Source organism: Nocardia callitridis (assembly GCF_039543305.1).
GTDB lineage: Bacteria > Actinomycetota > Actinomycetes > Mycobacteriales > Mycobacteriaceae > Nocardia > Nocardia callitridis.
Genome location: NZ_BAABJM010000005.1, coordinates 1 through 26,961, shown reverse-complemented (window position 1 = coordinate 26,961; position 26,961 = coordinate 1). Strand labels below are relative to the sequence as shown.

The window sequence follows — 26,961 nt, the reverse complement described above, 5'->3', positions numbered from 1 at the left end:
CGCGTTGTTGTTGAGATTCGTCGTGGCCGTCGGGATCTCGACGGCGGCGTGGAGCGGGCCGGAGCATGGCTGACGAGGATTCGGAGACCAACAGCGCCGGCACGTCCAAGGGCGCCATCATCAAGGCGGGCAAGCCGCTGGAGAAGGGCGACTCGCTCGAGTCGGGCGACTACACCCTGTCGCGCCAGGACAACGGCGACTATGTGCTGAGCAAGGGCGAGGGCGCCGACAAACAACTCCTGTGGGGCTATTCCGGCTCAGGTGATCCGTTTTCCTCCTATGTCTTCGACTTCAAACTGGGCCGAGACGGCAGTATCAAATCGTTCAGCGAAGACGGCGAAGTGATGGAGACCGTGATCGCTTCCGGTTTGAAGCCGCACTTCCAGTTGATCTTGCTGCATCACCCCAAGGCGGAGGTGGGCGGATTGAAGTTCTTGATCGACAACGCGCAGAACAGCCTGCAAATGGGTTTGGATCTCACGGGTTCGGGTCATGCCTCGGACGCGCCGGATCTGTCGAAGTGGTTGCACGACAAGGGGTTGATCGACAAGGTCAACAGCTCGGAGATGATCAAGAATTACGGTGACAAGGTCTCCGATATCGCGAGCATCAAAGAGGATTTCAAGAACTTGGACAAGGAGATCGACGCCAGCGCCTACGACACCAAGCTGGCATCCAGTTCGGTCATGGACGACATCTTGACCAAGGTCGATGAACTCAACGACCAGCTCATCGCGGCAGACAACCATGTGGAGCGCGCGGAGATCGATGCCACCCCGCAGGTCAAGGCGCATCTGCCGGAACAGGATCGGTATTACGACCGGATCGAACCGGACTTGCAGGAGCGTATCGAGCACAACATCCTGACGAAGGTCGACGCGGTCGAGAAGCTGATCAGGTCGACGCTGGAGGGCAACCGTAGGCGCGGCGGGGATATCACGGACAAGGGACCGAAGACCCCGAGGGGTTCGGGCGAGGAAGGCCCGGGCACAGGATCGGGTCCGGGTCCGGGCCCGGACCCCGGAGTGCCGACAGGCGCGACAACCCCCGGCGGGCTCGACACCGAGATTCCCGAACCCGCCGACTCGGATTTCAGCGAGATCATCGATGATCTGCTCGGCGGCGACGGGGATATCACCGGCGAGGATTCCACCACATCGAGTATCGGCAACGGTGTCATCGCAGTATCGGATTCCTCCGGAACCGCGGGGAACAAATCCGCAACGATCGATGCGTTGATCGAGCGGCTCGGTGCTGCTGGTTCGGGGGCAGGAGTGGCGAATCAGGCAGCGAACTCCGGTGGCACAAACCAGAATTCGGCATCGGGTCAGGACTCTTCGGCGATGATGTGGCCGATGATGATGTCGATGATGAATCGCAACGGCGCGGCGGGCACGGGCAACGACAAACACGAGCGCGAACTCGAAAAGCGCGAGCGCGAACTCGAAAAGCGGGAGCGCGAGCTCCAGCAGGGGGGCGACCCGAACGCCGCCGCTACGGCGACCGCCACCGAACAGATACCGGGCACCGCGACGGTGTCGGCCATCCCGTCGGATGTGCCCGTGTCCTCGTTGGCAGGATCGAATTCGATGACGGAGATGACGCTGCCGGACGGTTCGACGCAGAAGATGTCCTCGGTGGCCGCCGAGGCCATTCACAAGGAGATGTCGAACCTCAACGGCGCCGATGCCACAGCGGCCTATCAGGGCACCGCGGGTGCATCGACGCCGAGCAATCCGTGGTCGGCGGTCGACAGCGCGAATGTGCACACCGGTGACGTGGTGCAGTGGTCGAATCGCAGCGCGCTGATCGTGGTGAACGACGCGGGTCTGCAGTTCCTGCTCAACGGTCAACTCGTGCCGCTGGACCCGAACAACCCGCCGGACGGTGGGCAGGGGGACTATGGCACGTTTCAGGGGTACTTCCATCCCAGCGGTGTCGACAGGGACAACCAGCTGGAGGTTCCGCAAGGGCCGACCTCGGTGGTCGCGCCGCACGCGGCACCCGCGGCGCCACCTCCGGTTTCGCCGCCCGCCGCGGTCTGAGCTTTCGGTCGTCGCCGGGCGTGCCGCGGGGTGGTGCGCCCGGCGACCGAGGGCGGCCGGGCGCGCTCAGACCTCGACTGTCGCGAGGGCTTCTTCGTCGGTCGCGTCGTCGGGCTGCTCGTCCTGCGCCGAGTCATGCTGAGCAGTAGGGGTTTTGGTGCGCGCGGCGGGTTTGACACCGAGTCCGCCCGCGGCCAGCGCGGTCGCGGGACTCGCGGCCGGTCGGCCGGATTCCTCGGCAGGACGGCCCTGGTCGGTGGGTGTGTTCGGCGTCGGCGCGACGTCGCCAGGTGCGAGTGGCTGTGTCCCCGGCGCCGAGGGTGCATTCGGATCGGCAGGTGCCGCGCCAGGGTTCTGGGGGTTCTGCGCTGCCTGTTCGGCCTGTTTCTCTTCGGCCTTTTCTTGTTGCTCGGCCAGCAATTCCGGGATCTGCGACAGCAGCGGCGCCGCCATCATGGGGAGCATGCCCAGCATCTGGACAAGGGATCCGAGGCCGCCGTCTCCGCCGCCGCCCCCGTTCCCGCCGCCGGTCTGTTGCGCTTGACCGCTCGCGCCGGAGTCGCTGTCGCCGTTGGCGATGTCGTCGTTGAGTTGCGCGACGGCGTTGACCTTCTCGTACACCCGCTCCACGGCGGTCGCGATCTTGTCCAGCAGCAGCATCTCGCGCGCGGACTGCTTCACCTTGCCCGTCGCCACCGGAATTTTCAGGTCTTTGTTCAGTCCGGCGACAATGCCCTGGATGGAGCGCAGCGTCTGGTTCTGCTCGGCGGCCACCGTGATCGAGGACTTGACCACCTTGTTGTCCATGCCGAGCAACTGGTGCTGGCGGGCGTCGACCTGGTCGATGGTGCGCTGATACGCCTTGGATGCTTCGCCCTCGCCGAGCGTCTTGTAGACGGCGGGCGCCAACAGGTCGTCCACCTTGGGTGGCGGAGTGGGCATTCCCCTGCCCAACAGATCGACCGCGGTTTGGATCGCGGCTTCGGCCATTCCGACGAAAGACCGCAGCCCGGTCGAAGCGCCCTGTGGCCGGACAAGTTCCACGGTCCAGAAGTTCTTGCCGCCGACATTCGACAACGGTGTGGCGGCCAGGGTCGCCGCGGCTTTCTCTGCTGCCACGGCCTTCTCGGCGTCGGACTTCGTCCCGTTTGTTGTGGCCATCGTTGTCGTCACCGCCTCCTCGGGTTGTCCTCATTGTCGGCGCTTCCCCGAAGTGGGAAGTGACACGTCAGCCAGTCACTCGCCTCCCAGGATTGGGAAAGCGGGTAATTCCGGTGCGCAACACTGTTTCCGAGCGAAAAGCTGGTCGGGGCAATGCGAGGAGGCGGTCGGTGATGCGTGACGGCGATTCGGTCGAATGGTCCAGGATCTGACCGAGGACCTGCACGGAGTCCTGCGTTCGCTGCTCGGACTCTACGGTGCGGGTCAACCCGATGTGAGTGCTGAGGCCCGGGAAAAGGCCGCGATAGCAGCGGATCTGAGTACGCAGCGCGCGGCGGGCATCACGAACTACGGCCACGCTCATGGCATGCAGCAATCCGTCGCGCAGGCGCACGCGAGCAAGGACGGCGTTGTGCGCAAGGCCGTCGGCGAGTCCAGCGACGCGACGGTGAGCGGCCGGGGACGGCTGTCGAACCAGATCGCGGACCTGCAGACTCGGGTGCAGGCGATCGCCGCGGTGGGGGACACGCGGTTCAGCGGTCCCGCACTGCTTGCCGCGGCGCACTCCACCATCGCCGATGCCACCAAGCAGGTGAATACCGATGTTGTCGCGGCGCAACGGCAGGCGGCACAGATCATGCCGCCCGCGGTGCCGAAGGCCAAGACCACCCGCGGCGCGACGCCCACCCGTCGGCGTCGACGCAGCAGGACGCGTTCGCGGACGCGTTCGGTGTCGCGTTTACGTGCGGGGCCGTTGACGCGTCGCGCGGGCGTCGCCTCCAATGGCACGGCGGGCGGGAGTGCGGTGAGTGCCGCGAGTCAGTGGCTCGGTACGCCGTATATCTGGGGTGGCGGTGGCGCGTCGGGCCCTAGCGGCGGGGGGTTCGATTGCTCCGGCCTGACCCAGTACGCGGTCGCCCAGGCCTCGCACGGCGAGGTGGTATTGCCGCGTACGACCTATGAGCAGATCTACAGCGGTGTTCGGGTGCATCCGTCGGATGTGCGGCCGGGCGACCTCGTCTTCCCCGCGAGTTCGTTCAGTAGCAGGGGACCCGAGCACGTGCAGTTGGCGGCGGGCAACGGCATGGTTATCGAGGCGCCGCATTCCGGCTCGACGGTCAAGTGGTCGAGGATGTCGAATGAAGCGGTGGTCGTGCGAGTGTTGTGAGAGGTGCGGGAAGGGCGGTTCGCCGCAACGGCAGCCGACGTTCGTCCCGCACCTGAAATGTCATTCGTGCGGACGGCGGCAGTGCCGTCGAATACGCGCGATTCGCAGGGGCGCAGCGACGGATGTGTCCGAGTCGCGGGGTACATGCGGTGTCGCACGCCACCGGTGGGCGGACGTTCGTCGGGCCCTGATCCGGGGAGATTCACCAGAAGTGTTGGGCCACAAGACTATTGTTGCCTCGCATCAGCCGGTGGCGTGCCGGCGCCACCGGCTGATGCTTGTGAGTCAGATCGTCAGGATGAGGGGTCTGACGATCTGAAACAGACATTACCACGATTTAGTGGATCGTCAAGCAATGTGCACTTATTCAGCGGCAAATATTTCGTTCGCCAGTGTGCCCGATATTTGCTGCGTGGCGGCTGGTAACCGGATCACAGTCACCAGCCGCCACTGTGCGAAGGGCTGACGGAAGGCGGATGACCACCAGCCCCGGCTAAACCATACCGTTGAATGATGGCACGTTACAAATCGGCGTAAAGGTGTCGGGCTGTCCGGGTCACAGCTCGGCCGTCGACGACCTGCTCGCCTGTTCCCATATATGGGGATAGGCGTGTTCGGGTGTGCCACACCATGTCTATTGTTCGGACGAACGGGATCGGCGGAAGGGAAGTCCGAGTTGTCAGCGGCCGAGGACGCGTTTTATACCGGTGTGCAGAACCTGGCGTTGGTCGCCGGTGGCATACGCAATGACCAGCAGGCGGTGGCCGCGTTCACCGCGGCGACGGATCTCGATCCCGATATGTGCGATGCCTGGCTCGGACGAGCCATGGCGGGCGAGGTCACCGGCGAGGTGATCTACGGCGCCTACCGCTCGGTCCACAATCTCTATCGCGACCAACAACGTGCGGGTCTGGTCGATCGCGCGCTGTGGTGCCAGGTCGAGATCGGCATGTACGGGCTGCGTGTCGCCATGGCCGACCGCGACCAGATCTCCATCGCGCAAGCCTGCGCCTACGCCGACGGGGGCGAATGGCAGGAAGCCGCGGCGATTCTCGGCGAGGTACCCAGCGACGACGTCGCCGACTTCGTCAAGATGTCGCTGTTCTTCCGCACCAAGCGCTGGCCGGACGTGCTCGCCGCACGCAACGCGCGCCCGATGCTGGAAGACGGTCTGCTCGACATCGCGGCCGAACTGATGACCGCGCATTCGCTCGCGCATCTCGGCAGGGATGGCGAAGCGCTGCCCCGCGCGCAGCGCATCGTCGAGGACAGCGCGTCCGGCAACGCTTCCTACATCTGGGCGGATGCGCACTATCTGCTGGGAATGTTGCTGCGCAACAACGGCGATCACGATGCCGCGGACAAGATCCTGAAGGGACTGCAAGGTTCCGCGCTGTGGCCCGAGCGCGACGAATGGCAGCGCGCGGTGCGCGACAAAGCCTTCCGGCTCGAGATCGCCACGCCGGAGGTCGTCGCGTCCCGAACCAACGAATGGGATCCGACCTCCGGTGACGACCCCGCCGAGGCCGCGGCGTCGGTAGCGAAGTCGCAGCGCGACTCGTTGCTCACCGAGGCCTCCGATCTGCTGCGCGCGCAGATCGGCATGGATTCGGTGAAGGAACAGGTCGATCGGCTGAAATCCGGTGTGCTGATGGATCAGGTGCGCGCCAAACGCGGCCTCGCCGTCGAATCACGCTCCCAGCATCTGATCTTCTCCGGCCCACCGGGAACGGGAAAGACCACCATCGCCAGGGTGATCGCGAAGATCTTCGCCGGTCTCGGTGTGGTGGAGAACGCGGACGTGATCGAGGTGTCGCGCAACGACCTGGTCGGCACCCACCTCGGTCATACCGCGCCCAAGACCAATGCGTTGATCGACTCCGCGCTGGGCGGCGTGCTGTTCATCGACGAGGCGTACACCCTGATCCAAGAAGGTCTTTCGGGTGGTGACGCCTTCGGTAAGGAGGCCGTCGACACGCTGCTGGCGCGGATGGAGAACGATCGCGACAAGCTGGTCGTCATCATCGCGGGTTACGAGGACCAGATCGATCGGTTCCTCGCCTCCAACGACGGCTTGGCTTCCCGTTTCACCAAGCGCATCCGGTTCGCCAGCTACGGCGGAGACGAGCTGGTGCAGATCGCCGAACACATCGCGCACAAGAAGGATTCGATCCTCGCCGACGAGGCGCGGGCGGTATTGCTGGCGCGCTGCGAGGAACTGTCCGAGCAGAGCCGCAGCGGCAGACGGCTGATCGACCTCGCCGGTAACGGCCGGTTCGTGCGCAATGTCGTCGAGGCCGCCGAAGCCGAGCGCGACTACCGCTTCACCAGGGAAAATGCCGACATCACCGCGATGACCGACGAGGAGTTGATGACGATCAACGCCGCCGATGTCGCCGCGGCGCTGACCAGCCTCGCGCCCACCGCCGCGGCGTGAGGCGCGATCTTCGACCGGCGACAAGCGTGCGCCGGTATGTCGGCGGAAGGAACTGACACCGGTGGCACGCTTCCGGGTGGTGACCAAACACCAGATCTCCGGGTGGCGGTTTCTGCTCCGCCGGATCGAGCACGCGCTCGTCCGTAGGGACGCGTCCATGCTGGACGACCCACAGCGCGGACGCTCCACCGCGTTGTCGATCGGCATCGCGCTGGTGTGCGTCTGTATCGCCGGCGCCGCCGTGCTCGCGTTCTTCAAACCGGCCAAGAAGGTCGCCGATCAGCGCATCGTGGCCGAAAAGGACACCGGCGCACTGTATGTGAAGGTCGGCAGCCGGTTGCATCCCGCGCTCAATCTCACCTCGGCGCGGCTGATCATCGGCTCACCGGACAATCCGGTGCAGGTCGCCCAGGCCGAGCTGGCGAAGTATCCGCGCGGACCGTGGGTGGGAATCCCCGGCGCACCCGGCGGCATTCTCGATACCGGGGAGCGGGATTCGGCGTGGACGGTGTGCGATACGGCGAAATCCGGGGCGTCTGCTCCGGTGAATCCGGCGACCGGATTGCCGACGGTCGGCTTGTCGGCGGTGCGCTCCACCGTGATCGGCGGCCCGCTCGCCATCGACGGTGACGCTTCCCGCCCGTTGGCGGCGCGTGAGGCGCGGTTGCTGCGCGACGACACCACCACCTGGCTGGTCTACCGCGACCGTGACCGAGGCGTGGTGCGTGCGGCGATCGATCTCGCGAACTCCTCGGTCGTGCTCGCACTCGGGATAGACGCGACGGCACCCGTGGTCGCCGCCTCGCGCGGACTGCTCGGCGCCATTCCGGAAGCACCACCGATCACGGTCCCTCGGGTGCCGGGCGCGGGCGAGATCGTCACTCTCGGTGGCGGATTGACCACGCCGGTCGGATCGATCCTCACGGTGCCCTCGCCTGATCGTGGCTCGGCGTATTACCTGGTGTCGCAGACCGGCGTGGTGCGCGTCGACGAGATGCTCGCGGCGATGATCCGCAACGCCGATTCCCAGGGCGCCACCACCACTCGCGCCGTAGGTCCGGACGTGATCGCGGCCAACCTGCGCCCCGGTGCCTGGCCAGGCACGTCCACCTATCCGGCCGGTGCGGTCGAGATCGTCGACCCGCGCCGCTCGGAGGTCACCTGCTACCAGTGGTCGCGTGGCGGCAACGATCCCGGCGCGGCCACCGAACTGCTCGTCGGCAGGCAACTGCCGCTGAGCACCGAAGAGCAAAGCAGAACAGTCGATTTGGTGACCGCGCCGAACTCGCGGGGCACCACCGCCGACTCGGCCTACCTGCCGCGCGACACCGGAAGCTTCGTTCAGGTGACCGGTTCCGAGCCGGGGTCGACCCTGCGTGAGTCACTGTTCTGGATCTCCGACAGCGGCGTGCGCTACGGCGTCGTGGTCGACCCGTCGAAAGACGCCAAGACCGCCGACCCGACCTTGACCGCGCTCGGGCTGAAATCCCCTGTGCCCGCGCCGTGGAGCATCGTGTCGCTGTTCGCGGTCGGTCCGACCCTGTCGCAACAGGGCGCCAAGATTCAGCACGACGGCATCCCCACCGACAAGAACGTCGCCGCCCTGGGAGGCCCGCCGTGACCACCACCCGCCGCTTCGTTCGACCCGCACGCACCGTGCGCGGACCCAAGGCGCCCGCCGTCACCGAGCTGCGATTACAGCCGCCGACGGAACTGCCACGCCCGGTGCCGCCCTCGCGGCTGAAGATGATCATGCCGCTGATCATGGTGACGGCCATGATCGGCATGGTGGTGATGATGTTCCGCGGCGGCGGGCAGATGTCGCCGATGATGCTGATGTTCCCGGTGATGATGATGGTCTCGATGTTCGGCATGTTGGGCGGCGCCGCCAGCGGAAACGGCGGCGGTGGCGCGGCGGGGCTGAACGAGGAGCGTAAGGACTACCTGCGCAGCATCACCGACAACCGCAAGACCGTGCACACCGCCGAGCAGGAACTGCACACCTACCTGCGCTACACCCACCCCGGCCCCGAGGGTCTGGCCCGACTGGTCGGCGGCACGCGGATGTGGGAGGTCCAGGTCGCCAGCCCACAGTTCCTTCGGGTGCGCGTCGGGCGCGGCCGCATCGCCAATCAGGTGCGGGTGATCGTGCCCGAGGCCGCGCCGACCTCGGATCTGGATCCGGTGGGCGTGGTCGAGTTGACCCGATTCGCGAAGGCGTACTCGACCGTCGGCGGGATGCCGGTCGCGATCAATCTGCTGTCCGCGCCGCTGGTCGGCATCGACGGTGACAGTGCGGCGGTCGCCGGGCTCGTGCGCGCCATGATCGCCGAGGCCATGATCCTGCACGGTCCCGACCAGGTCGGGATCGCCGCGGTGCTCGCCGACCCCGATGCGGCGCACTGGTCTTGGCTGAAGTGGTTGCCGCACACCCAACATCCCAGCGACACCGACGCCATCGGCTCCAGCCGGATGGTCTACCGCACCGTCGCCGAACTGCGCACCAAGGTGCTCGCTGGACTCAACCGAGGCCCCTTCTCGGCGAACTCCCAACCGACCCTCGACCGCAAACACTTCCTCCTGCTCGTCGACGTCGGCGGCACGGCGAGCGAGCGCGACATCTCCGGCATCGACGGCTGCACCTGGCTGCGGATGGGCCCCGCGGAGTCCAATCCGCCACGCGCACTGCGTTTCACGGTCGGACCCGATGGTGCGATGAGCGAGGTCACCCCCCGTGGCCACCGCCACGTCGGCCAGGTGGACACCTGCTCGCCCGCCGCCATGACCGCGCTGGCCCGCAGTCTCTCGCCCTACCGACTGTCCACCGTGGTGGAGGCCGTCGCCGCCGAACAGGCCAGCGGAGGGACCTCGTGGGAGGAATTGGTGGGAGTCATCGATCCCGGCGCGATCGTGGTGGAGCGCGCGTGGGGCGCACTGCGTGACGAGGATCGTGCTCGACTGAACATTCCGTTCGGCTACGACCCCGCCGGTGCCGTCGTGCACCTCGATATCAAGGAATCGGCCGAGGAGGGCATGGGCCCGCACGGTATGTGCATCGGTGCCACCGGTTCGGGGAAGTCGGAATTCCTTCGCACCCTCGTCCTTTCGGCTATAGCCACGCACTCACCGGACTCGCTCAACCTGCTGCTGGTCGACTTCAAGGGCGGTGCGACCTTTCTCGGTTTCGACCGGTTGTCGCACGTGACCGCGGTGGTCACGAACATGGAGGAAGAAGCCGACCTCGTCACCCGCATGGAGGACGTGATCACCGGCGAGATGAGCAGGCGACAGCGCATCCTGCGCGACGCGGGCAACTTCGCCAACGTCGCCGACTACGAACGCGCGCGCGAGCAAGGCGCCAACCTGCGTCCGCTGCCGACACTGTTGATCATCCTCGACGAGTTCGCCGAGTTGCTCGAACAGCACCCCACGTTCTCGAAGCTGTTCGTCGCGATCGGACGGCTCGGTCGGTCGCTGCGTATCCACCTGCTGTTGGCCTCGCAGAAGGTCCCGGCGAACCGAATGGGCGAGCTGGAAGCGCATCTGTCATATCGAATCGCCCTGCGCACCAACCAGACCAGTGACTCGCGTGATGCCATCGGCACCGCCGACGCCTACCACCTGCCGAAGAAACCCGGCGCGGGCTATCTCCGGGTGGGCGCCGGTGACCTGCAACGTTTCCAGGCCGCCTACGTCGGCGAGCGCTACACTCCGCCCGCGCACGTCGCGACGACGTCGGCGCAGCGGGTGCACCGACGCGGGGGCGGCTACCGTCCGCCGCTGGCTTTCACCGCCAGACACATCGTCGACACGCGGCCCTCGGTGGTGGAGCCGACCGTAGACCAGGCACCTGAAGTCCCCGAAGGCGATTCGGTGACGGTGATGGAGACGGTGCTTGCGCAACTGGCCGACCACGGACAGCCGGCGCACCGGATGTGGTTGCCCCCGTTGATCGTTCCGGCGACGCTCGATCAGTTCGTGGCGGGTGTGCCGCCGGGTGGCTTACAGATTCCGTTGGCGCTGGTCGACAAGCCGCGCCAACAGCGCCAAGAAGTGTGGTCGGTCGATTTGTCCAGTGCGGGTGGGCATATGGCGATCGTTGGTGGCACCCAGTCGGGTAAATCGACCGCCTTGCAAACGTTGATCCTCTCCGCGGCGTTGACGCACACGCCCGAACAGGTGCAGTTCTATTGCCTGGATTTCTCCGGCGGTGGTCTGGCGGGGCTGACCGCGTTGCCGCACGTGGGGTCGGTCGCCGCCGCGCGCGACGTCGACCGGATCAGGCGCACGATCGCCTTGGTGACCAACCTGCTCGAGACCCGTCAAGCGACATTCGCCGAGTTCGGCATCGATACCACCCGCAAGTTTCGTGCACAACGCAATGTCGAGGGACAACGACCGCCGTGGTGGGATCGAGACCCGTACGGCGACGTATTCCTGGTGATCGACGGCTGGGACATCGGGTTCGGCACGAACGGCCCGTACTTCGACGAATACATGCCGGTCATGGAATCGCTTGCCCTGCAGGGACTCAACTACGGCATCCACTTGGTGTTCAGTAGTTCTCGGTGGATGGCGATCCGGCCGGCGATCAAGGACCTGATGCAGACGCGGATCGAGATGCGCCTGGGTGACCTGGCGGATACCGCGTTCAGTGCCCATCGCGCGATCGTCGCCGCGATTCCCGCCAACCGGCCGGGACGGTGCCTGTCGCACGACGGACTCCATATGCTGACCGCGTTGCCGCGTATCGATGGTGTCGGCGACGTCGATTCCGCCGCCGAAGGGCTGGCCGCCGCGATCGCCGAGATCGGTCGGCGCTATCCGGGACATCGAGCACCGCAGGTGAAATTGCTCCCGGCGCAGATCGATCTCGAACAGATTCGCGAGAACTCGCCCGCACCGAGGACATTGGCGCACCGATTGACCGTGCCGTTCGGCGTTCGGGAGTCCGATCTCGCCGCGGCCACGATCGATTTCGGTTCGTCGACGCACTTCACGGTGCTCGGCTCGCCGGGTTCGGGTAAGTCGACGACGTTGGCCGCCTTGGTGAAATCAATTGTGCGACAGAATGATCTCACGCAGGCGCGCATTATGCTCATCGATTACCGCCGCAGGCATTTGGAAACCGTACCCGAGGAGATGTTGATCCGGCACGTGACCAACGAGCGGGATCTGCGTGACGCACTGCCCTCGTTGGTGCAGAAAATGCAGTCCAGGAGGCCACCGGAGGACGTGACCACCCGGCAACTCGCGGAGCGCTCGTGGTGGAGCGGACCCGAGGTGTATGTGTTCATCGATGATTACCACATGGTGGCGCAGCGCGGTCAGATGAACCCGCTTGAGCCGTTGAAGGACATCCTGGTCGACGGCCGCGATACCGGGTTCCACGTGATCGCGGCCCGCAATATCGCGCAGGCCGATACCGCGTTGTACGACAACGTCATCGGGCAGATGAAGAACCTGAACTCCTCCGGCCTGATCATGGACGGCTCGAAGATGGACGGTGTGCTGATCGGCGACGTGCGCGCGACCAAGCAGCCGCCGGGGCGTGGCATTTTCATCGAACCGATGAGCTCCAATAAGGACCTGGTACAGGTCGGCTGGGTGCCACAACAGCTGTGACACAGCACTATTCCCTCCATTGGGAATGAATTACCTTTTTCCTCAGTACCCCTCGCTTCCGGGGATGGTAGTAAACCCCTTGATTGGAGCAACACGATGCCGAAGACCACCACTGTCTCAACGGATCATCTCTTGGCGGTCAGCGGGATGATGAGCGGAAATCATACGGCGATCACGGCATTGGTGAGCGCCGCGGCGACGGCCGCGAGTCCGGGTCGCGCCGCGCTCGATGATGCGAGTGCGCTCGGGGCGACGCTGTTCAAGGCTTACACGAAGGTTTTTCTGCACGGCACCGAGACCGGGCTGAGCAATCTGCTCGACGGCGCCGAGGTCCTGGTTCCGGTGAGCTCCGATTATCGCGATATTGATATCGCGGACGGGCAGGCCGTTCGAGCCTCGGGGAGTTTCTGAACGAAGCACTCCTGCGGTCCTGAGAGGAGGCCGAAGTGTTGTACGGGGCGTATCCCCCGGAGCAGAATTCCGCACGCCTGATGTCCGGCCGAGGACCTGTTCCGATGCTGGGCGCGGCAGCCGCCTACGCGAGCATCGCCGACGGTTTGCTCGCGGCTGCGGCTGCCTCCGAGAGCGACACTCGTTCGATGGGCGTCACCTACCAGGGTGACTCGGCGGACAAGGCCCAACTGGCGTTTCACAAACACGCCGGGTGGCTGCGTGATCAGGGCATGATCGCCATGACGGTTTCCCAGCACGCGATGGTCCAAGCCGAGTTGTACAGCGCCGCACTCGCCAAGATGCCGTCTTTGCTGGCGATCGTCGCCAACCGAGCCACGTTGGCCGGGTTGGTACTCACCAATTCGATGGCGCAGAACTCGGCGGCCATCGCCGCCAACGAATTCGCCTACGACATCATGTGGGCGACCGCCGCCGCCGTCATGTACGAATACCACGCCGAGACTGCGGCGAACACCGGGAGTATGCCGCCGCCACCCCCGGCTCCGGAGATCACCAGTCCGTCGTTGCCAGGGATGGGTCAGGGGCCGGGTTCGGGATTCGACGGCGGTCAGCATTCCGGGCTGCCTGTGCTGAACCGGTCAGGAGGAGGCGGTGCGGCGGTACCCAAGGATACTGCGGGGTTCGGTGACACCGCAGGGCGTGAGGGTCCGGGTCGGGCGAGTGATCCAGGTGGAAACCCGGATGCGCCCGTGCAGCCGGATCAGCCGCCGGTCGATCAGCCGCCGGTCGATCTGGCCGACAACCCCGCGTCGGAGGCACTTCCCGATCCGGCGCAGATGACCGACCTGCCTTACGGCTCCGAGGACTTCATCGACGGAACTTCCTCGGAAATGGGGTATCTCGGGACTTCACCGCAGTCGTCGACGCTGGCGGGCCTCAACGGCGGCATGGGTAGTTCGGTCGCGGTCGGACTGTTGCGTGGCGGTCCGGGGGCGATGCCGGGTGGTGCTACCGGATTCCGTCTGCCGACGAACTGGTCGCTCGGAAAGCCGGGCGGCACCGCGTTCGGTGCCCCGCTCAACAACAACCCCTCGGGTGCGTCACCCGCGCGCAAGGCTGCGCCGCGCGGTGTCATTGCACCCAAGACCCGACGTCGTCGTCGCGATGACGAGAAGTCCACGAAACAAGTTTTCGTTCCTGGCGAACCACAGGAGGTACCGGTTCTGGAGAAACCCCCTGTTATCGGGGTGATCGAGTACACCGACGACGTGGAGCCGTCGGTCGAGCGCTCAGAATCACCACTCATGAACATCCTCGGCGAACCAGACCGGGGCGAAGTCAAGGCTTGAATCCAGAGAGGAAACAGAAATGGCCGTTACCTACACCGGTGACTCCGACCAGCTTTTCGCGGCATCCAAGAGGTTCTTCACACATGCCGACACCTTCAAGAACAACCTTGCGGTGTTGGAAGGCATAAAAATGGAGTACGCCACCGCGATCCAGGGTCAAACCGGTAATGCTGTCCAGACTTCGATGCAGCAGTCGCTCGACAAGGGAAACCGGCTGCACCGGACATTCATGGAAATGGTTGACGCACTCCACACCGCTGGTTCCACATTCGACAGCGAGGACCAGAACAACGCGTCGATGGTGAACAGGAACAACTTGGACTTCTGAGCACTGCCGGAAAATTATTCGAAAATCGGGAAAGGTTGTTCAGACAATGCCTTTGGTAAACAACTACGGCCAGGTCGACGATCTGGTGGTCCGCACACAGTCGACGCTCGAGCAGATGAAGGTATCGGACGAGGAGCGTGACCGACTGGTCGCCGAGGTCAAGGAGTCGTTCCAGGGTGACGCCGGTACCGCGAACGGCGAACTTCAGGATCGTCTGCGGACGCTGATCGTTCAGTACAACGAGGCGCTCGACGCGCTGAAACACGCGACGGCGAAGGCGGGTGGCTCCGACGGCACGTTCCGAGTGACGGATCTCGGTCAGAGTCACCGGTTCTCCGGTATCGGCTAGTCGGGGAGCGTGATCTCGATCGATATCGCGCGATCGACCCGGTGGACGATGTGACATCGGCAGTAGACCCGGTCTCGGTCACCGTCAACGTGGATGCGGCGCTGCTGTTGCAGACCATGGTGGGAATTGATGCCTATCCTTCGGTCTTGGCGTTGACGCCGAATATCTACGACGACGATGACCGGGACCGCGTCCACAAGGTCGTTCTCGGCGAGCTCGTCGAGGCGGGTGTCATCGAGGACGACCGGGTGCATCCGGCGATCACGGGCTGGCTGGAATGCCTGTACCGCCCGGATGTGGAGCTGGTTGCTCGCATTGTGGACACCGGTCGTGACGAGAGTCCGCAAGCGATGCTGCGAATGTCGTTCGTGCGCAGGGGTGAATCCACGGTGCTGGCCGTGCGCTCAGGCGACGAGGTCGTCTTTCAAACGGTGTACCACCCCGACCGCGAACTGCACACCCTCGCCGCGGTGGTCGTCGCGGCGATGGGATCGAATCCGGCGTTGTCGTTCGCACCGATGACCGCGACGCTCGACGAGTTCACGGAGGTACCGCCACAGCAGGATGAACGGCGGCAAGCCCTGCTGGAATTGGGTGCGCCGCCACACACCGCGAGTGTGTTGAGTCGAGTGCTCGACGAGGTGACCCGTCGTGCGGAGATCGTGATGTTCGAGTACCACGACGGCACCCAGGCGCAGCCGCGGTTGAGCCTGAGTGTCCTCGACACCCCCTCGGGTCGGATAGTCGTCACCCCGAGGGTCGCGATGGACGGGACGGTGTGGTCGACGTACGCCCCCGGCGACGATGCGGCGGTGCACGCGGGGGTCGCCGCGTTGGTCGAATTGCTGCCGGGGCGTAGCTGGTTCGACACCAGCAGAACAGATTGAATGTGCCGCTGGGGTTTTCGAGAGGATGAGGGAAATGAGTCGAGCGCCGGTGACGAATGGGCATGCGGTCGAGCCCGGACGGGCTCGGGGTGGGTACGACGCCTACTTCTCGCAGCCGATCGATATGGCTGCTAGCGATGCGCCGAACGGCACTGGTGGACAGGGTTATCCGTCGGGTAGCTCGGGTCCGGGTGCTGTGCGGGCACCAGGCGGCGACGCCGGTTCCGCGTCGACACCGCCCACGTCGAACCCTGCCGCGTCATCGAACCCTGCCGCGTCGTTGAACAGCCCAGCCGCGTCATCGAACAGCACAGTGCCGTCGGCGAATTCGCAGGAGCAACCCTTCTCTCTCGCGCCGCCGCCGCACGACCCCGCGCCGCAGCCCGCTGCCGACGCGTGGGCCAACCCGCCGCAGTCGGCGATGAACAGGCCCGCACCGCAGGCGGATTCGACATCGACCGGGGTGTCGTCGTCTGCCGCGCGATCGACCGCTGCCCCACCCGCCTCAGCGCCGAGCGTGGCCGCGCCGAATCCGTCCGCGCCGCGGCAAACGACAACCCACCAGGCGTCCGCCGCTCACTCGACCGGTCAGTCCTCGCATACGCAGCCCAACCCTCCGACCGCACACCAGGACTCGCCGCCTGGCCTGCCCGTGCAGCCCGCCGCGCAGCAGGCGAATTCCCGTGTCCCCGACCGGATCAACCACGCGGCCTACGACCAATCCCGCGTCGAGGTGCTGCCCGCGACCCTGTCCTCGATGGACCTGCTCGCCGACATCGCGGCGGCCAGGCGCGCGCAGCTGAAGTCGAACGCGGGTATGCGTGGCGCGTTGAACAAGGTGGGATTCAACCTCGGACTCTCGGCGACCGAGCAGCGTGCGGAGGATCGGCGCGCGCGAATTCGCCGCCAGCTCACCACGACCTACCAGATCGCCGTGGTCAGCGTGAAGGGCGGCGTCGGACGCACCACCACCGCGGCCACCCTCGGTTCGACGTTCTCCCGGCTGCGGCCCGACCGGGTGGCGGCCATCGACGCGAACCCGGATTTCGGTGACCTCGCCACCCGCACCAGCCGCCACCCCTACGGGTTGACCCTGCGCGATCTCGCGCAATCGACCTATCTGGACGCGTTCTCCTCGGTGCAGTCGTTCACCTCGATCAACAACGCCGACCTCGCGGTGGTCGCCTCGCCGTGGACCACCGAGGCGACCGAGGCGCTGTCGGGTCGCGAGTACGCGATCGCCACCGAGGTCCTGCGTCGTCACTACAACCTGCTGATGGTCGACTGCGGCACCGGGGTACTGGATTCCGCCACCGACACGGTGTTGCAGACCAGTGACGCCGTCGTCGTGGTGACCCCCGCGACCGTCGGCGGCGTCACCGGTGCGGTGGCGACGCTGAATTGGCTCGGCGCGCACGGCATGCAGCACTTGATCGCGAAGTCGATCGTCGCGATCGTGCACCATCGCCCCGCCAAACCCACCGTCGAGGTTTCCGCGATCGAGAAGCTGTTCGCCACCGCGCAACGCCCCACCTGCGTGGTGCCCTACGACGAACATCTTGCCGAAGGCGGCGAGATCGACCTACGCCTGTTGGAGAAGGACACACTGTTGGCATTCGAGGACCTGGCAGCCTGGCTGGCCGACGGATTCCCGGGTTATCTCACCGGCGGCGGCGAATCCGCTGACCGAGGGGCGTGGCTATGAGCACAGCCGTCGCGCCAGCGCCTGCCGGGGCACAGCCGACAGCTGAGGTGGCAAGGGCCAGAATCGCCATCATGGTCGCCACCTATCAGGTCGATGTGGTCGTGCCGACCAAATTCACCATCGAGACCTTCATCGATGATCTGCTCGTCGTGCTCGCCGCGGCGATCGAGGACGAGAGTGTCGATTTCGTTCCGCCGCAGGGGCAATGGAGCCTCGCGCGGCCCGGTGAGCCGCCGATGCCGCGCTGGCGCAGCCTCGCCGATCACGCCGTCTCCGACGGGGCCGTGCTGATGCTCACGGTGGTCGAATCGGCGGAGGTGTTCACCCCGGTCGTCGAGGACATCACCGACGCGCTCGCCTTGATCAACGAGCGCGAATTCGCCGAATTCGACGCTGGCACAGCCGCGATCGTCGGGCTGAGTGTGCTCGGGGTCGGGGCAAGCGCCGTCGCGGCGATGTTGTCCTGGTCGTGGACCGAAACCGGTTCGGCGCTCTGGTGCGGACTGCCCGCCTTGCTGCTCGGCATGCTGTGTTGGGGCGGCGCCATGTCGGCGCGCAAACGCGAAGATCGGGCTGTCGGAGCGCGCATGTCCCTTGGCCTCGCGCTGTCGGCGACACCGTTGCTTTTCGCCGGTGCCGCGATGCTGGTGCCACCCGCGTACGGGGAGCCAGGTCCGTTCGCCGCCGCCAATGTCGCCGCTGGCGCGGTGGTCGCCGCCATCGCCGCGGCCACGATGCTGCGCCTGACCGGACTCGGGATCGCCACGCTGATGACGGTCACCGTGCTCGGTGTGATCGTCACGGCGGCGGCTCTGCCGTTGACGTACCTGGATCTCTCGGTGGCGCAGGTCGCCGGTGGCGTGGTGTTCGTCGGCCTGGTCCTGCTGACCGCGGCACCTCGACTTGCCGTGGTAATAGCCAGGATTCGGCCGCCCGACCTGCCCGATCCTGGGACAGAGGTTTCGCAGAACACCCTCACCGACATCTTCGACGCCGAGACCGTTCGGGAGGATCACGAGCACACCGAGGCGGCCGAGCAACAGCGCCGCAATGCCGAGGTGGGCATCGAGACCAGGGCACGGCTGGCTGTCACGAGTCTGCGCGGCCTGATCTGCGCGATCTCCACGGTGTTCGCGGTCTCGTCGGTGCTGACGGCGGCGGCCGCGCCCGGCGGTGTGCGTGAGATCGTGATGGCCGCCGCGGTGGCGGGCATTCTGGCTATGCGCTCGCGGTGGTACCCGGATCGGGTCCAGTCGATCGCGTTGATCAGCGCCGCGGTGGTGACCGTTGTCGGCGTCGGGTTCGTGCTGGTGTGCGCGTACGAGACCTCGTTCGCCCGGCTGGTTGTCGGTCTGGTCGTTGTGCTCGCCGCGTGCGCGGGATGTGTTGCCGCACTGCAACTGCCCGGCAAGCGACTCTCGCCGGTGACCAGGCGGGTGATCGATCTGATCGAGTACGCGCTGATCCTCGTCGTGCCGATCATCGCCTTCTGGATCATGGGTGTCTACACCGCCATGCGAGCGATCTGATGCGGCTCGCCCACGTCGCGGCAGCGGCGCTGGCGGGGATCGTGCTGCTGGCCACCGCCGCGCCAGCCGTGGCACTCGACCCGCCCGTGGTCGTGGTCGGCGCGCCACCACAGGACGATCCGCCCGGTCCCGAGCTCCCGACGAAACAGGACAAAGGCTGCCTTGCCTCGGGTGTGTTGCGCGACAGCGACATCGCGCGCACTCCGCCGCCGGAACTCGCGCTCGATCTGCCGCGGGCGCGGGCGTTGAGCCGGGGCGAAGGGGTTACCGTCGCCGTGATCGATACCGGCGTGCAGCCGAACACTCGGTTGCCGAATCTGGTTGGCGGCGGCGACTACATGCTGGCCGGGGGTGACGGCCTCTCCGATTGTGACGCGCACGGCACCCTGGTCGCCGGCATCATCGGCGCCGGGTCCGATCCGGCCGACGGCTTCTCCGGTGTCGCGCCGGATTCCCGCATCATCTCGATTCGCACCCGCTCCGGCGCGATAACCCAGGAGCATTCGGGTTCTGATGAGGCCCAACGTATCTCGCAAGAGCTACGAACGCTGGCGCGCGCGATCACCCGTGCGGCGAATCTCGGCGCGGGGGTGATCACGGTATCGCTGCCGGTCTGCGTTCCGGTGAAGCTGCGGTTGGACCAATCCATGTTGTCGGCGGCGATCGGGTACGCGGTGCGGGTGCGTGGCGCGCTCATCGTCGCCGGTGCCGGTGACACGAATGCGGCGGGGTGCGCGCAGAATCCCTACCCCGATCCCGCGCGTCCCGGTGACAGTCGCAATTGGCGCGATGTCGCGACGATCTCGGCACCGAGTTGGTTCGCCCCCGATGTGTTGAGCGTCGGATTCACCACAGCGACCGGTGCGGCGATGCCGGATCAGCTGACCGGCCCGTGGGTTTCGGTGGCGGCACCCGGCACCGGGATCGAGTCGCTCGGGCCGGGCGGCGCCGGGCTGATCAATGGTGTCGGTGCGCCCGACAGTTTGGTTCCGGTCGGCGGTGCGTCGTTCGCGGCGGCCTATGTGAGCGGTGTCGCGGCGTTACTGCGTTCTCGGTACCCGAACGAGACGCCCGCTGAGATCGGTGCGCGTCTGCAAGCCGGTGCGCACGCGCCGGCCCACGGTGTCGACAATCTGGTCGGCGCCGGTCTGATCGATCCGGCCGCCGCGCTGGCCTATCGCACCGCACCGCAGCCGCCCGCCGGCCTTTTCCGTTCCTCGCCGTTGGCGATACCCGATCCACCGCGGGCGCGTGACGCGCGGCCGGGGATCATCGCATTGGTGATCATTCTGGTGGCCGCGGGCCTCGGGTTCGGCGCGAGCCGGATGAACAAGTCGATGCGGGCGAATCGGGGTAATCGGTGAGCTTTCCGAGTATTCGGGTGGCTGCCGTGGAACGTGGACCATTCGCCGCGATCGTTGTTGTCGGTAGTCCTGTGTTGGTTCGGCTGTTCACGCACGCCCCGTGGTGGGTGGGCGCGGTGGTCCTCGTCGGGTTGGTGGTGATGGTGACTGTGCGGGTCGCAGGGCGAACCGCGGCGAGGTGGTTGATCGACTGGGCGGAATACCGTTTCGGCCACGAGGCGCGGGCGCGGGAACGCACGAAACCCGCTCGGCTGGTGGATGTTCAGGTCGCCGCGGGTGTGTGCGGCGTGCACGAAGCCGGGACGACGGTGGTCGCGATGATCCAGTTGGCTCCGGACTTGGACCTGCCGACGGTCATCGCCGATCACACCCTCTACACCGAGGATACGATCCCGGTGCGGATGTTGCTGCCGATGCTCGATCAGTTCGGCATCCATGTGGACATCGACATCGTGACCACCGGGCAGCGGGTGCGCCAGACCGGCAGCTACAGCATGCTCTACGACCAGCTGATCGGTACCCACCCCGTGGTAGGCGAGCGCCTGACCTGGCTGGTGGTGCGTCTGGATCAGGAGCGCAACCTGCACACGCTCAGCAAGCGTGGCCTGTGCGCGGAGGTGGCGCCGAAAGCCGTGGCCAGCGCGGCACATCGGATCGCGGGACGGCTGCGCGAACGCGGCATCGCCGCACACGTACTACCGGCGTCGGCCCTGCGGGACGCTACGCGGCAGCTACATGCCGGTGTCGAACTCACGGATCTGCGTGAGACGTGGAGCTGCCTGGAGTCGTCGGTGCCGGGGCGCACCGTCACCAGCTTCCTGATCGACTGGGACAAGCTCGACGGCGCCGAACTCGACGACTGTTGGTCGTGGAATCGGGGAAGGACCACGATGGTCGTGAGCCTGACCTCTAGCGCCGTCGGCCCGCGCGCGCTGGTGCGTTTCGTCGGCCCGCCGGTGTCGGATTCCTTGCCCGCGTACCTGCGTACCTTGAATGGTGGTCAGTCGCAGGCCTTGCTGGCCTCGCTGCCCGCCTCGGTCACCACGCACGCGCTGCGTCCCGACGCCGGTACCGCCGACGTCGCCGCCGAGGAGTTCGCCGCCGATCTTGCGGTCTCGATCGGCCCCAACGGCCAGATTCTCGGCGCGATCAGCGGCCAACCGCGTCATACCCTCGCCTTGCCGCTGTTCGATCCCGTACGCTATAACCCGCGGCATCGCACCATTGACGTGCAAGCGAAACTCCCTGTGGTGCAACAGATCCTGTTGCGTGCGATGGTCGTCGGAGCGGAGGTGGAGATCCATTCCTCGCGGCCGAACAACTGGCGCCAGCTCGTCGCGGCGGTCGGGGATCCTCGGTCGTTGCGGTTGGCCGCCGAGCCGACGCCCACCGAGGGCGCCGACGGCGGCGCCGATTACGAGTCCGCCGCGACGATCGCCGTGTTCGATCGAGTACCGCCGCGCGGTTCGCAGGCGCACACCACCCTCACCATCAGTGAGCCGGGCAGCACGCGTCGCCGGGCGGCCGACCTGTCGATCAGTCAGGTCGGTGCGGCCGCGATCGATGTGGGCATCCCGATGCGCACTGTGCGGGTGGATCTCATCGAGCCCAGAGGAGAGACTCGCTATTTCGATGCCGTGGAAGAACAGCCCGCGATCGGCGCGGGGCCTTCCGAAGCCAGCGCGCCCGTGGCGGTGGGTCAACCTGGCGGGCGTCGGGTCAGCTGACGGAAAGGGTCGGTAGTGTCTATCAGTGTGGTTGCGGACTCCCCTGTAGAAGGAGACGATTTCTCGCCAGCGGACGGTGGGGAAGCGTTGACTCCTCGGCAGTCCGCCGCGGCGATCTTCTCGTCTCGGTTATCGGAATTGATCGCGGAGTCGGTGGTTTCGACCGAGGACGGGTCGACGCGGTCGCTCACCTTGTATTCGTTGGCGCAGCACCTCGAGCTGGCCTATCCGGATGTGCCGGTCTCCCAGTCGGGTTTATATCGGCTCATTCACGGTGACGCGATTCCGCGCCTGGATCTGGTTATCGCTTTGGCGCGCGTATTCGATGTTCCCCCTGAATATTTCGTGACCGAGGAAAAGAAGCGCTGATTCTTTTCGGTGTTCTCGATGACGGGAATAGTGCGGCCCGTTTCGCGCGCTCGCGGTGGATACGATCCGCACCATGCCCGACGAGGACACGGGAGATCCCCTTCTCCGCCATCGCGGTGCGGTCCTCGACGCGTTGCTGTCGAATCCGGCATTCGCTCCCGCCGATCCCGGCTCCGCCGCGTCGGCGCTCGGACCGGAAGAGTTCACCGAATCGGGCGTACCCGGCCTGACGCTGGTCGCGCCGGAACCCTCTTCGGAGCCTTCTGCTCCCGTCCCGCGTAAGAGTCCGGACGGGCCGAAGGCCAGCGAGCGCATTCTGGCGCTGCTCAACGGCGAGTCACCGAGCTCGGGCCCCGCCGTGGAGTACTCCACGATGAACCCGATCGAATCGTCGCCGGTATCTTCGGCGTCCAACGGCACCGAGGCCACGCGGGAATCGGCGCCGTCCGGTGTGAATTCACCGCCGACCTCCGGTAGCCGCGGCAAGTTCGCGCCAGCCGAGGCCGTGGCGCGTGACGCGCTCACCCAACTGCGCAAGCCCAAGGTGGCGTTCGCGGTGGCGGGCGTGCTCGTGGTTCTGCTCGTTCTGCTGCTGATCACCACCGGCGGCGGAGACGACAACAAACAGCAGGCGCTGTTGGTGGTCACACCGACGCCGACCGCGGCCGCGGAGCCCGCGCCGACGACGTCGGCGGCGCCCGCCGCGAGTTCGACCATCGAGGTGAAGGGCGCGCAGTCGAAATGTCCGCCGGGTGGCACCCCCGCGATGGACGCGTTCGGCCCCGAACCGGGTAAGGCGTGGTCGTGCCCACGGGCCTATCAGGTGGACGGGCAGGTCATGACGATCGACCTCGGCAAGACCTACGAGGTCGATTCGATCGGCATCGTGCCCGGTTGGGATCACGTCGATTCCGAAGGCGTCGACCAGTGGGCGAAGTTCCGCACGGTGAGCCGGGTTTCCTACCGTTTCAACGACGATGACACGACCGTCTCCACCCAGCAGACCCTCGACCAGCGCATGCTCGTCGTCACCGACTTCGATCCGCCGATCCGCGCGTCCAAGATCCAGCTGACGGTCCTGCAATCCGCCGGTGACCCGACGATCAATGTCACCGCGATCTCGTCGATCTCGATCACCGGGCGGTGAATGCCATGCCTGAGCTCTCCGATCTCACCGACGCCGTCTGTCAGTACTGCACGCATCGCAACACGGGCGCGCAATCTCGTTGCGGCCATTGCGGCGCGCCGTTGCGTGCCCGTGTGCGCCGAGTGGAAACCGCTGTCGAACACGGCGTCACCGACGCGGTGAAGTCCGCCGAGCGTGTGGTCGAGGGCGCGTCGAAGCTGGAAAGCCTTGTCACCAAGCGCCATCCTCGGGTGCAGTGGCTCTTGGTCGCGGGCGCGCTCGGGGTGATGGTGGTGCTCGCCGTTGTCGCGGTGCGTTCGTGTTCGACGATGTTCGTCGCACCCGACGGGTTCGGCGCGAACACGGTGACGTTGCCCGCGCCGCTGCGGTCGGCCGCGACCTGCCAGCCCGCTCCGGAGGCCACCGGCTCCGAGCGGTGTGTGATCGCCGCGGACCACTCGATACTCGCGGGTGGGATCGCGGGCGGCAGGGCGATGTCCTTCTACGCGGAGAAGCCCACCGCCGAGCGCCTGGCCGACGCGGTGCGCAAGTGGCGAGCGGCAGGCGGGACCGTCTTGGTCGACGGTGAGGTCTTCATCGCGATCGGGCCGTCGGAGACGGTGCGTTATGTCGACACGAGGACGGGACTGCGACTGGAGACGGGCGCCTTCACCGGCCGTGCCGCGGTGCGAACGTTCCTGGATCGCTCCGGCCTCGCGCAGTAGGGCTGGCACTCCGTGCCACCGTTGAATGCGCCACTATACAACGGCACGTTAGTCAAGTAACATCGATTGTCATCAGTAGCGAGCGCAGTTCTCGGGAAGGCAAAGATCCATGGTGGCCCCCACGCAGCAGACGATCCCCTCGAAGCGGTTCCGCAATGAGCCCACCGACCTGGAGGCGGCCTACTTCCGCTGGATCCAACCCGGCGCGGCCTCGGTGATCACCGAACGGGCCGGTCGGATCTTTCTGCAGCACCTGGAGCTCGCGCAGGTCCGCGCGCGCGGGTCGGTGCGGACGCGGGTCTACCGGGTCGACCGCGGCGCCGACAGCGTCGAAGACGCCGCATCGGACGGGAAACCCGCTGAGGCGCAGGGTGTCTCGATTCAAATTGTGAACGACGACATGCCGCTACTTGTCGACTCGGTGACCGCGGCGCTGCGCCGCCTCGGTGCGACGGTCACCGAGGTCGTGCACCCGGTGTTCGATGTCGTACGCGACGTGCGGGGCCGCTTGCAGTCACTGTCGCCTCACGATGGTGAGCTCACGGTAGAGAACACCGGAAGGACGCGCACCCTCGCCGAATCGTGGATGCACGTACAACTCGCACCGGGCCTGGCCGACGACGTTGTCGACCGCATCGAACGCGCGCTGGGCCCGCTGCTGGACGATCTGCGTCGTGTCGCCGAAGACAACCCGACCATGCTCGAGGCGATGCACACCGTCGCGCAACAGCTCGACACCGCCGCCGATTCGACCGACGACGCCGAGTTCCCCGAAAGCGCGCAGTTCCTGCGCTGGCTGACCGAAGGGCACTTCGCGCCACTCGGCTACGGCTACTACCGATTCCGGTCCTCCGGTGCCGCCGAGCACGGCGTCGAACCGCAGCGGGTTCCCGGCCGACTGCTCGGTATCCTGCGCAATGGGGCCGTCGCCGACGTGAATCCACCGGCATCGGGCGCCAAACACTCGGCCCTGCGCCTGGCCACGGGGTCGGTGCGTTCCCTGGTCCCCGGCTCGCGCGATCTCTACTTCGTCAGCGTCCCCGACTACGACACCGACGCGCCGACGACCGACGACGAGCCGGCGGTGCGTGGCGAGCATGTCTTCGTCGGCACCTTCACCGTCACCGGGTTGCACGAGGACATCCTCGATATTCCGATCATCTCGCGGCGCGTGCTCCAGGTCATCGAGTGGGCTGGATTCGGGCTGAATTCGTTCTCCGGCCAGGCGATGCTGGAGATGTTGCAGTCCTTCCCTCGCGCCGAGCTGTTCTCCACCGACGCGCGGCGCCTGTTCGAAACCGCCTCGGCGGTCATGAATTTGGGACTGCGCAGGCAGATCCGCTTGTTCTTGCGGCGCGACGGAAGCAGCGGAACCATCTACTGCCTGGTGTACATGCCGCGCGATCGATACTCCACCGAGGTCAGGGTGCGGATGGGGGAGGTGCTGCGCACCGAGTTCGACGCCGAACAGGTCGCCTACTCCGCGCGCGCCACCGAATCCGAGTTGGCGGTCGTCTATTTCACGGTGCATCCCGGTGCGACCGGCACCGCAGAGCCGGTCACCGAGTCCGACCGCGAGCGTATTCAGGACCTGCTCTTCGCGACGACGCGCAGCTGGTCGGACCGATTGGTCTCGGAGTCGGCGAGTCATCCCGGCATCGTGCAGTCGGTGGTGCAGGACTACGCGAATGCCTTCCCCGCGAGTTATCAGGCCGACCACGAACCTGCCCGCGCGCTCGCGGATCTGCGGCGATTGGAGCGACTGGCCGAGGGCGCCATCGATACGAATCTCTACCGCGACCCGGCCGCGGCGTCGGGGGAGTGGCGGTTCACGCTGTACGTCGCGGGTGACGGTGTCTCGCTGAGTCGGGTGCTTCCCGTGGTACACAGCCTCGGGGTGGAGGTGGTCGACGAGCAACCCTACCGAATCACTCTGCGTGATGGCTCTTTCCGCTGGATCTACGACTTCGGCCTCCGTGTGCCCTCCGCCCTGTTGCGCGGCGCGCTCGACACCGGTATCGAGGCCGATCTCGCCGCCACCACCGACCTGGCCGCCGTGGCGGAAACCAGTCTGCGGCGCCGCTTCCCCGAGGCGGTCGCGGCGATGTGGTTCGGCCACGCCGAGGTCGACGGTCTCAACGAGCTCGTGCTCAGGGCCGGTCTGCACTGGCGTCAGATCGCGGTGTTGCGCGCCTACGCGAAATACCTGCAACAGGCTGGTTTCGCCTACACCATCGGCAATATCACTCGCGTGCTGCTGGCCCACCCGGTGACGGCACGCTCGTGCACCGAACTGTTCGGCGCCTACTTCGATCCGGAAGGTGTCGGCGAGCAAGCCCAGCGGCGTGCCTCGACGATCGCGCAGCGGGTGCAGGACGAGATCGACGCCGTGCTGAGTCTGGACACCGACCGGATTCTGCGCGCGCTGCTCGGCCTGATCACCGCGACGTTGCGCACCAACTACTACCGGGTCGAGGCGACCCGGCAGCCACGGGAGTACCTGTCGTTCAAGCTGAATCCGCAGGCGATCGCCGAATTGCCGCAGCCGAGGCCGAAGTTCGAGATTTTTGTGTATTCGCCTCGGGTCGAGGGTGTGCATTTGCGTTTCGGTGCGGTGGCGCGTGGTGGTTTGCGGTGGTCGGATCGGTTGGAG

The 26,961-nt window shown here is 66.2% G+C and carries 19 protein-coding genes; 18 read left to right on the top strand and 1 reads right to left on the bottom strand.

The features are described 5' to 3' along the window. The first annotated feature begins 65 nt into the window (after nt 1–65). Entirely contained in the window at nt 66–2,045 is a 1,980-nt protein-coding gene (locus tag ABEA50_RS22695; protein WP_345497755.1) for a hypothetical protein, read from the top strand. Between the two features lie 66 nt (nt 2,046–2,111). On the opposite strand, the gene ABEA50_RS22690 is transcribed toward ABEA50_RS22695, so the two are convergent. Continuing rightward, nucleotides 2,112–3,206: a hypothetical protein gene (locus ABEA50_RS22690; protein WP_345497754.1), complete on the bottom strand. Its 1,095-nt coding sequence runs from the start codon at nt 3,204–3,206 to the stop codon at nt 2,112–2,114. Between the two features lie 196 nt (nt 3,207–3,402). Here ABEA50_RS22690 and ABEA50_RS22685 point away from each other — a divergent pair, with 196 nt between their 5' ends. From ABEA50_RS22685 to ABEA50_RS22605, 17 genes are all read left to right on the top strand, one after another. Beyond that, nucleotides 3,403–4,374 carry a C40 family peptidase gene (locus ABEA50_RS22685; protein ID WP_345497752.1) on the top strand — a complete coding sequence of 324 codons (972 nt, stop codon included), beginning with the start codon at nt 3,403–3,405 and terminating at the stop codon, nt 4,372–4,374. Between the two features lie 676 nt (nt 4,375–5,050). Next, nucleotides 5,051–6,811 (top strand): type VII secretion AAA-ATPase EccA, encoded by a 1,761-nt coding sequence (gene eccA / locus ABEA50_RS22680; protein ID WP_345497750.1) that lies wholly within the window; start codon nt 5,051–5,053, stop codon nt 6,809–6,811. 61 nt (nt 6,812–6,872) lie between these two features. Continuing rightward, nucleotides 6,873–8,432, top strand: coding sequence for a type VII secretion protein EccB (gene eccB / locus ABEA50_RS22675; RefSeq protein WP_345497749.1), 1,560 nt, complete (start codon nt 6,873–6,875; stop codon nt 8,430–8,432). Further along, nucleotides 8,429–12,436, top strand: coding sequence for a type VII secretion protein EccCa (eccCa, locus tag ABEA50_RS22670; protein ID WP_345497747.1), 4,008 nt, complete (start codon nt 8,429–8,431; stop codon nt 12,434–12,436). Before eccB ends, eccCa begins: the two co-directional genes overlap by 4 nt. Nucleotides 12,437–12,532: 96 nt before the next feature. Further along, nucleotides 12,533–12,847 carry a hypothetical protein gene (locus ABEA50_RS22665; protein ID WP_345497745.1) on the top strand — a complete coding sequence of 105 codons (315 nt, stop codon included), beginning with the start codon at nt 12,533–12,535 and terminating at the stop codon, nt 12,845–12,847. Between the two features lie 35 nt (nt 12,848–12,882). Then, entirely contained in the window at nt 12,883–14,199 is a 1,317-nt protein-coding gene (locus ABEA50_RS22660; protein WP_345497743.1) for a PPE family protein, read from the top strand. A gap of 19 nt (nt 14,200–14,218) precedes the next feature. Next, complete coding sequence (locus ABEA50_RS22655; protein WP_345497741.1) at nt 14,219–14,527, top strand: WXG100 family type VII secretion target; 309 nt, start codon at nt 14,219–14,221, stop codon at nt 14,525–14,527. A 46-nt stretch (nt 14,528–14,573) separates the two neighbouring features. After that, nucleotides 14,574–14,876 (top strand): hypothetical protein, encoded by a 303-nt coding sequence (locus tag ABEA50_RS22650; RefSeq protein ID WP_345497740.1) that lies wholly within the window; start codon nt 14,574–14,576, stop codon nt 14,874–14,876. A gap of 50 nt (nt 14,877–14,926) precedes the next feature. Next, nucleotides 14,927–15,763 carry an ESX secretion-associated protein EspG gene (locus ABEA50_RS22645; protein ID WP_345497739.1) on the top strand — a complete coding sequence of 279 codons (837 nt, stop codon included), beginning with the start codon at nt 14,927–14,929 and terminating at the stop codon, nt 15,761–15,763. A gap of 652 nt (nt 15,764–16,415) precedes the next feature. Then, nucleotides 16,416–17,468 (top strand): MinD/ParA family ATP-binding protein, encoded by a 1,053-nt coding sequence (locus tag ABEA50_RS22640; protein ID WP_345497738.1) that lies wholly within the window; start codon nt 16,416–16,418, stop codon nt 17,466–17,468. Then, a complete protein-coding gene (gene eccD / locus ABEA50_RS22635; RefSeq protein WP_345497736.1) occupies nt 17,465–18,997 on the top strand; it encodes a type VII secretion integral membrane protein EccD in 1,533 nt (510 codons plus the stop codon). The genes ABEA50_RS22640 and eccD overlap by 4 nt, the downstream gene beginning before the upstream one ends. Then, complete coding sequence (gene mycP / locus ABEA50_RS22630) at nt 18,997–20,361, top strand: type VII secretion-associated serine protease mycosin (protein WP_345497734.1); 1,365 nt, start codon at nt 18,997–18,999, stop codon at nt 20,359–20,361. Before eccD ends, mycP begins: the two co-directional genes overlap by 1 nt. A 26-nt stretch (nt 20,362–20,387) precedes the next feature. Further along, complete coding sequence (gene eccE, locus ABEA50_RS22625; RefSeq protein WP_345497732.1) at nt 20,388–22,088, top strand: type VII secretion protein EccE; 1,701 nt, start codon at nt 20,388–20,390, stop codon at nt 22,086–22,088. 15 nt (nt 22,089–22,103) lie between these two features. Then, nucleotides 22,104–22,457: a helix-turn-helix domain-containing protein gene (locus ABEA50_RS22620; RefSeq protein ID WP_345497731.1), complete on the top strand. Its 354-nt coding sequence runs from the start codon at nt 22,104–22,106 to the stop codon at nt 22,455–22,457. A 73-nt stretch (nt 22,458–22,530) separates the two neighbouring features. Beyond that, nucleotides 22,531–23,604, top strand: a complete 1,074-nt coding sequence (locus ABEA50_RS22615) for a discoidin domain-containing protein (protein WP_345497729.1) — start codon at nt 22,531–22,533, stop codon at nt 23,602–23,604. 5 nt (nt 23,605–23,609) lie between these two features. Next, complete coding sequence (locus ABEA50_RS22610; protein WP_345497728.1) at nt 23,610–24,308, top strand: hypothetical protein; 699 nt, start codon at nt 23,610–23,612, stop codon at nt 24,306–24,308. A 109-nt stretch (nt 24,309–24,417) separates the two neighbouring features. Further along, a partial coding sequence (locus ABEA50_RS22605) for an NAD-glutamate dehydrogenase domain-containing protein (protein WP_345497727.1) occupies nt 24,418–26,961 on the top strand: 2,544 nt, incomplete at its 3' end.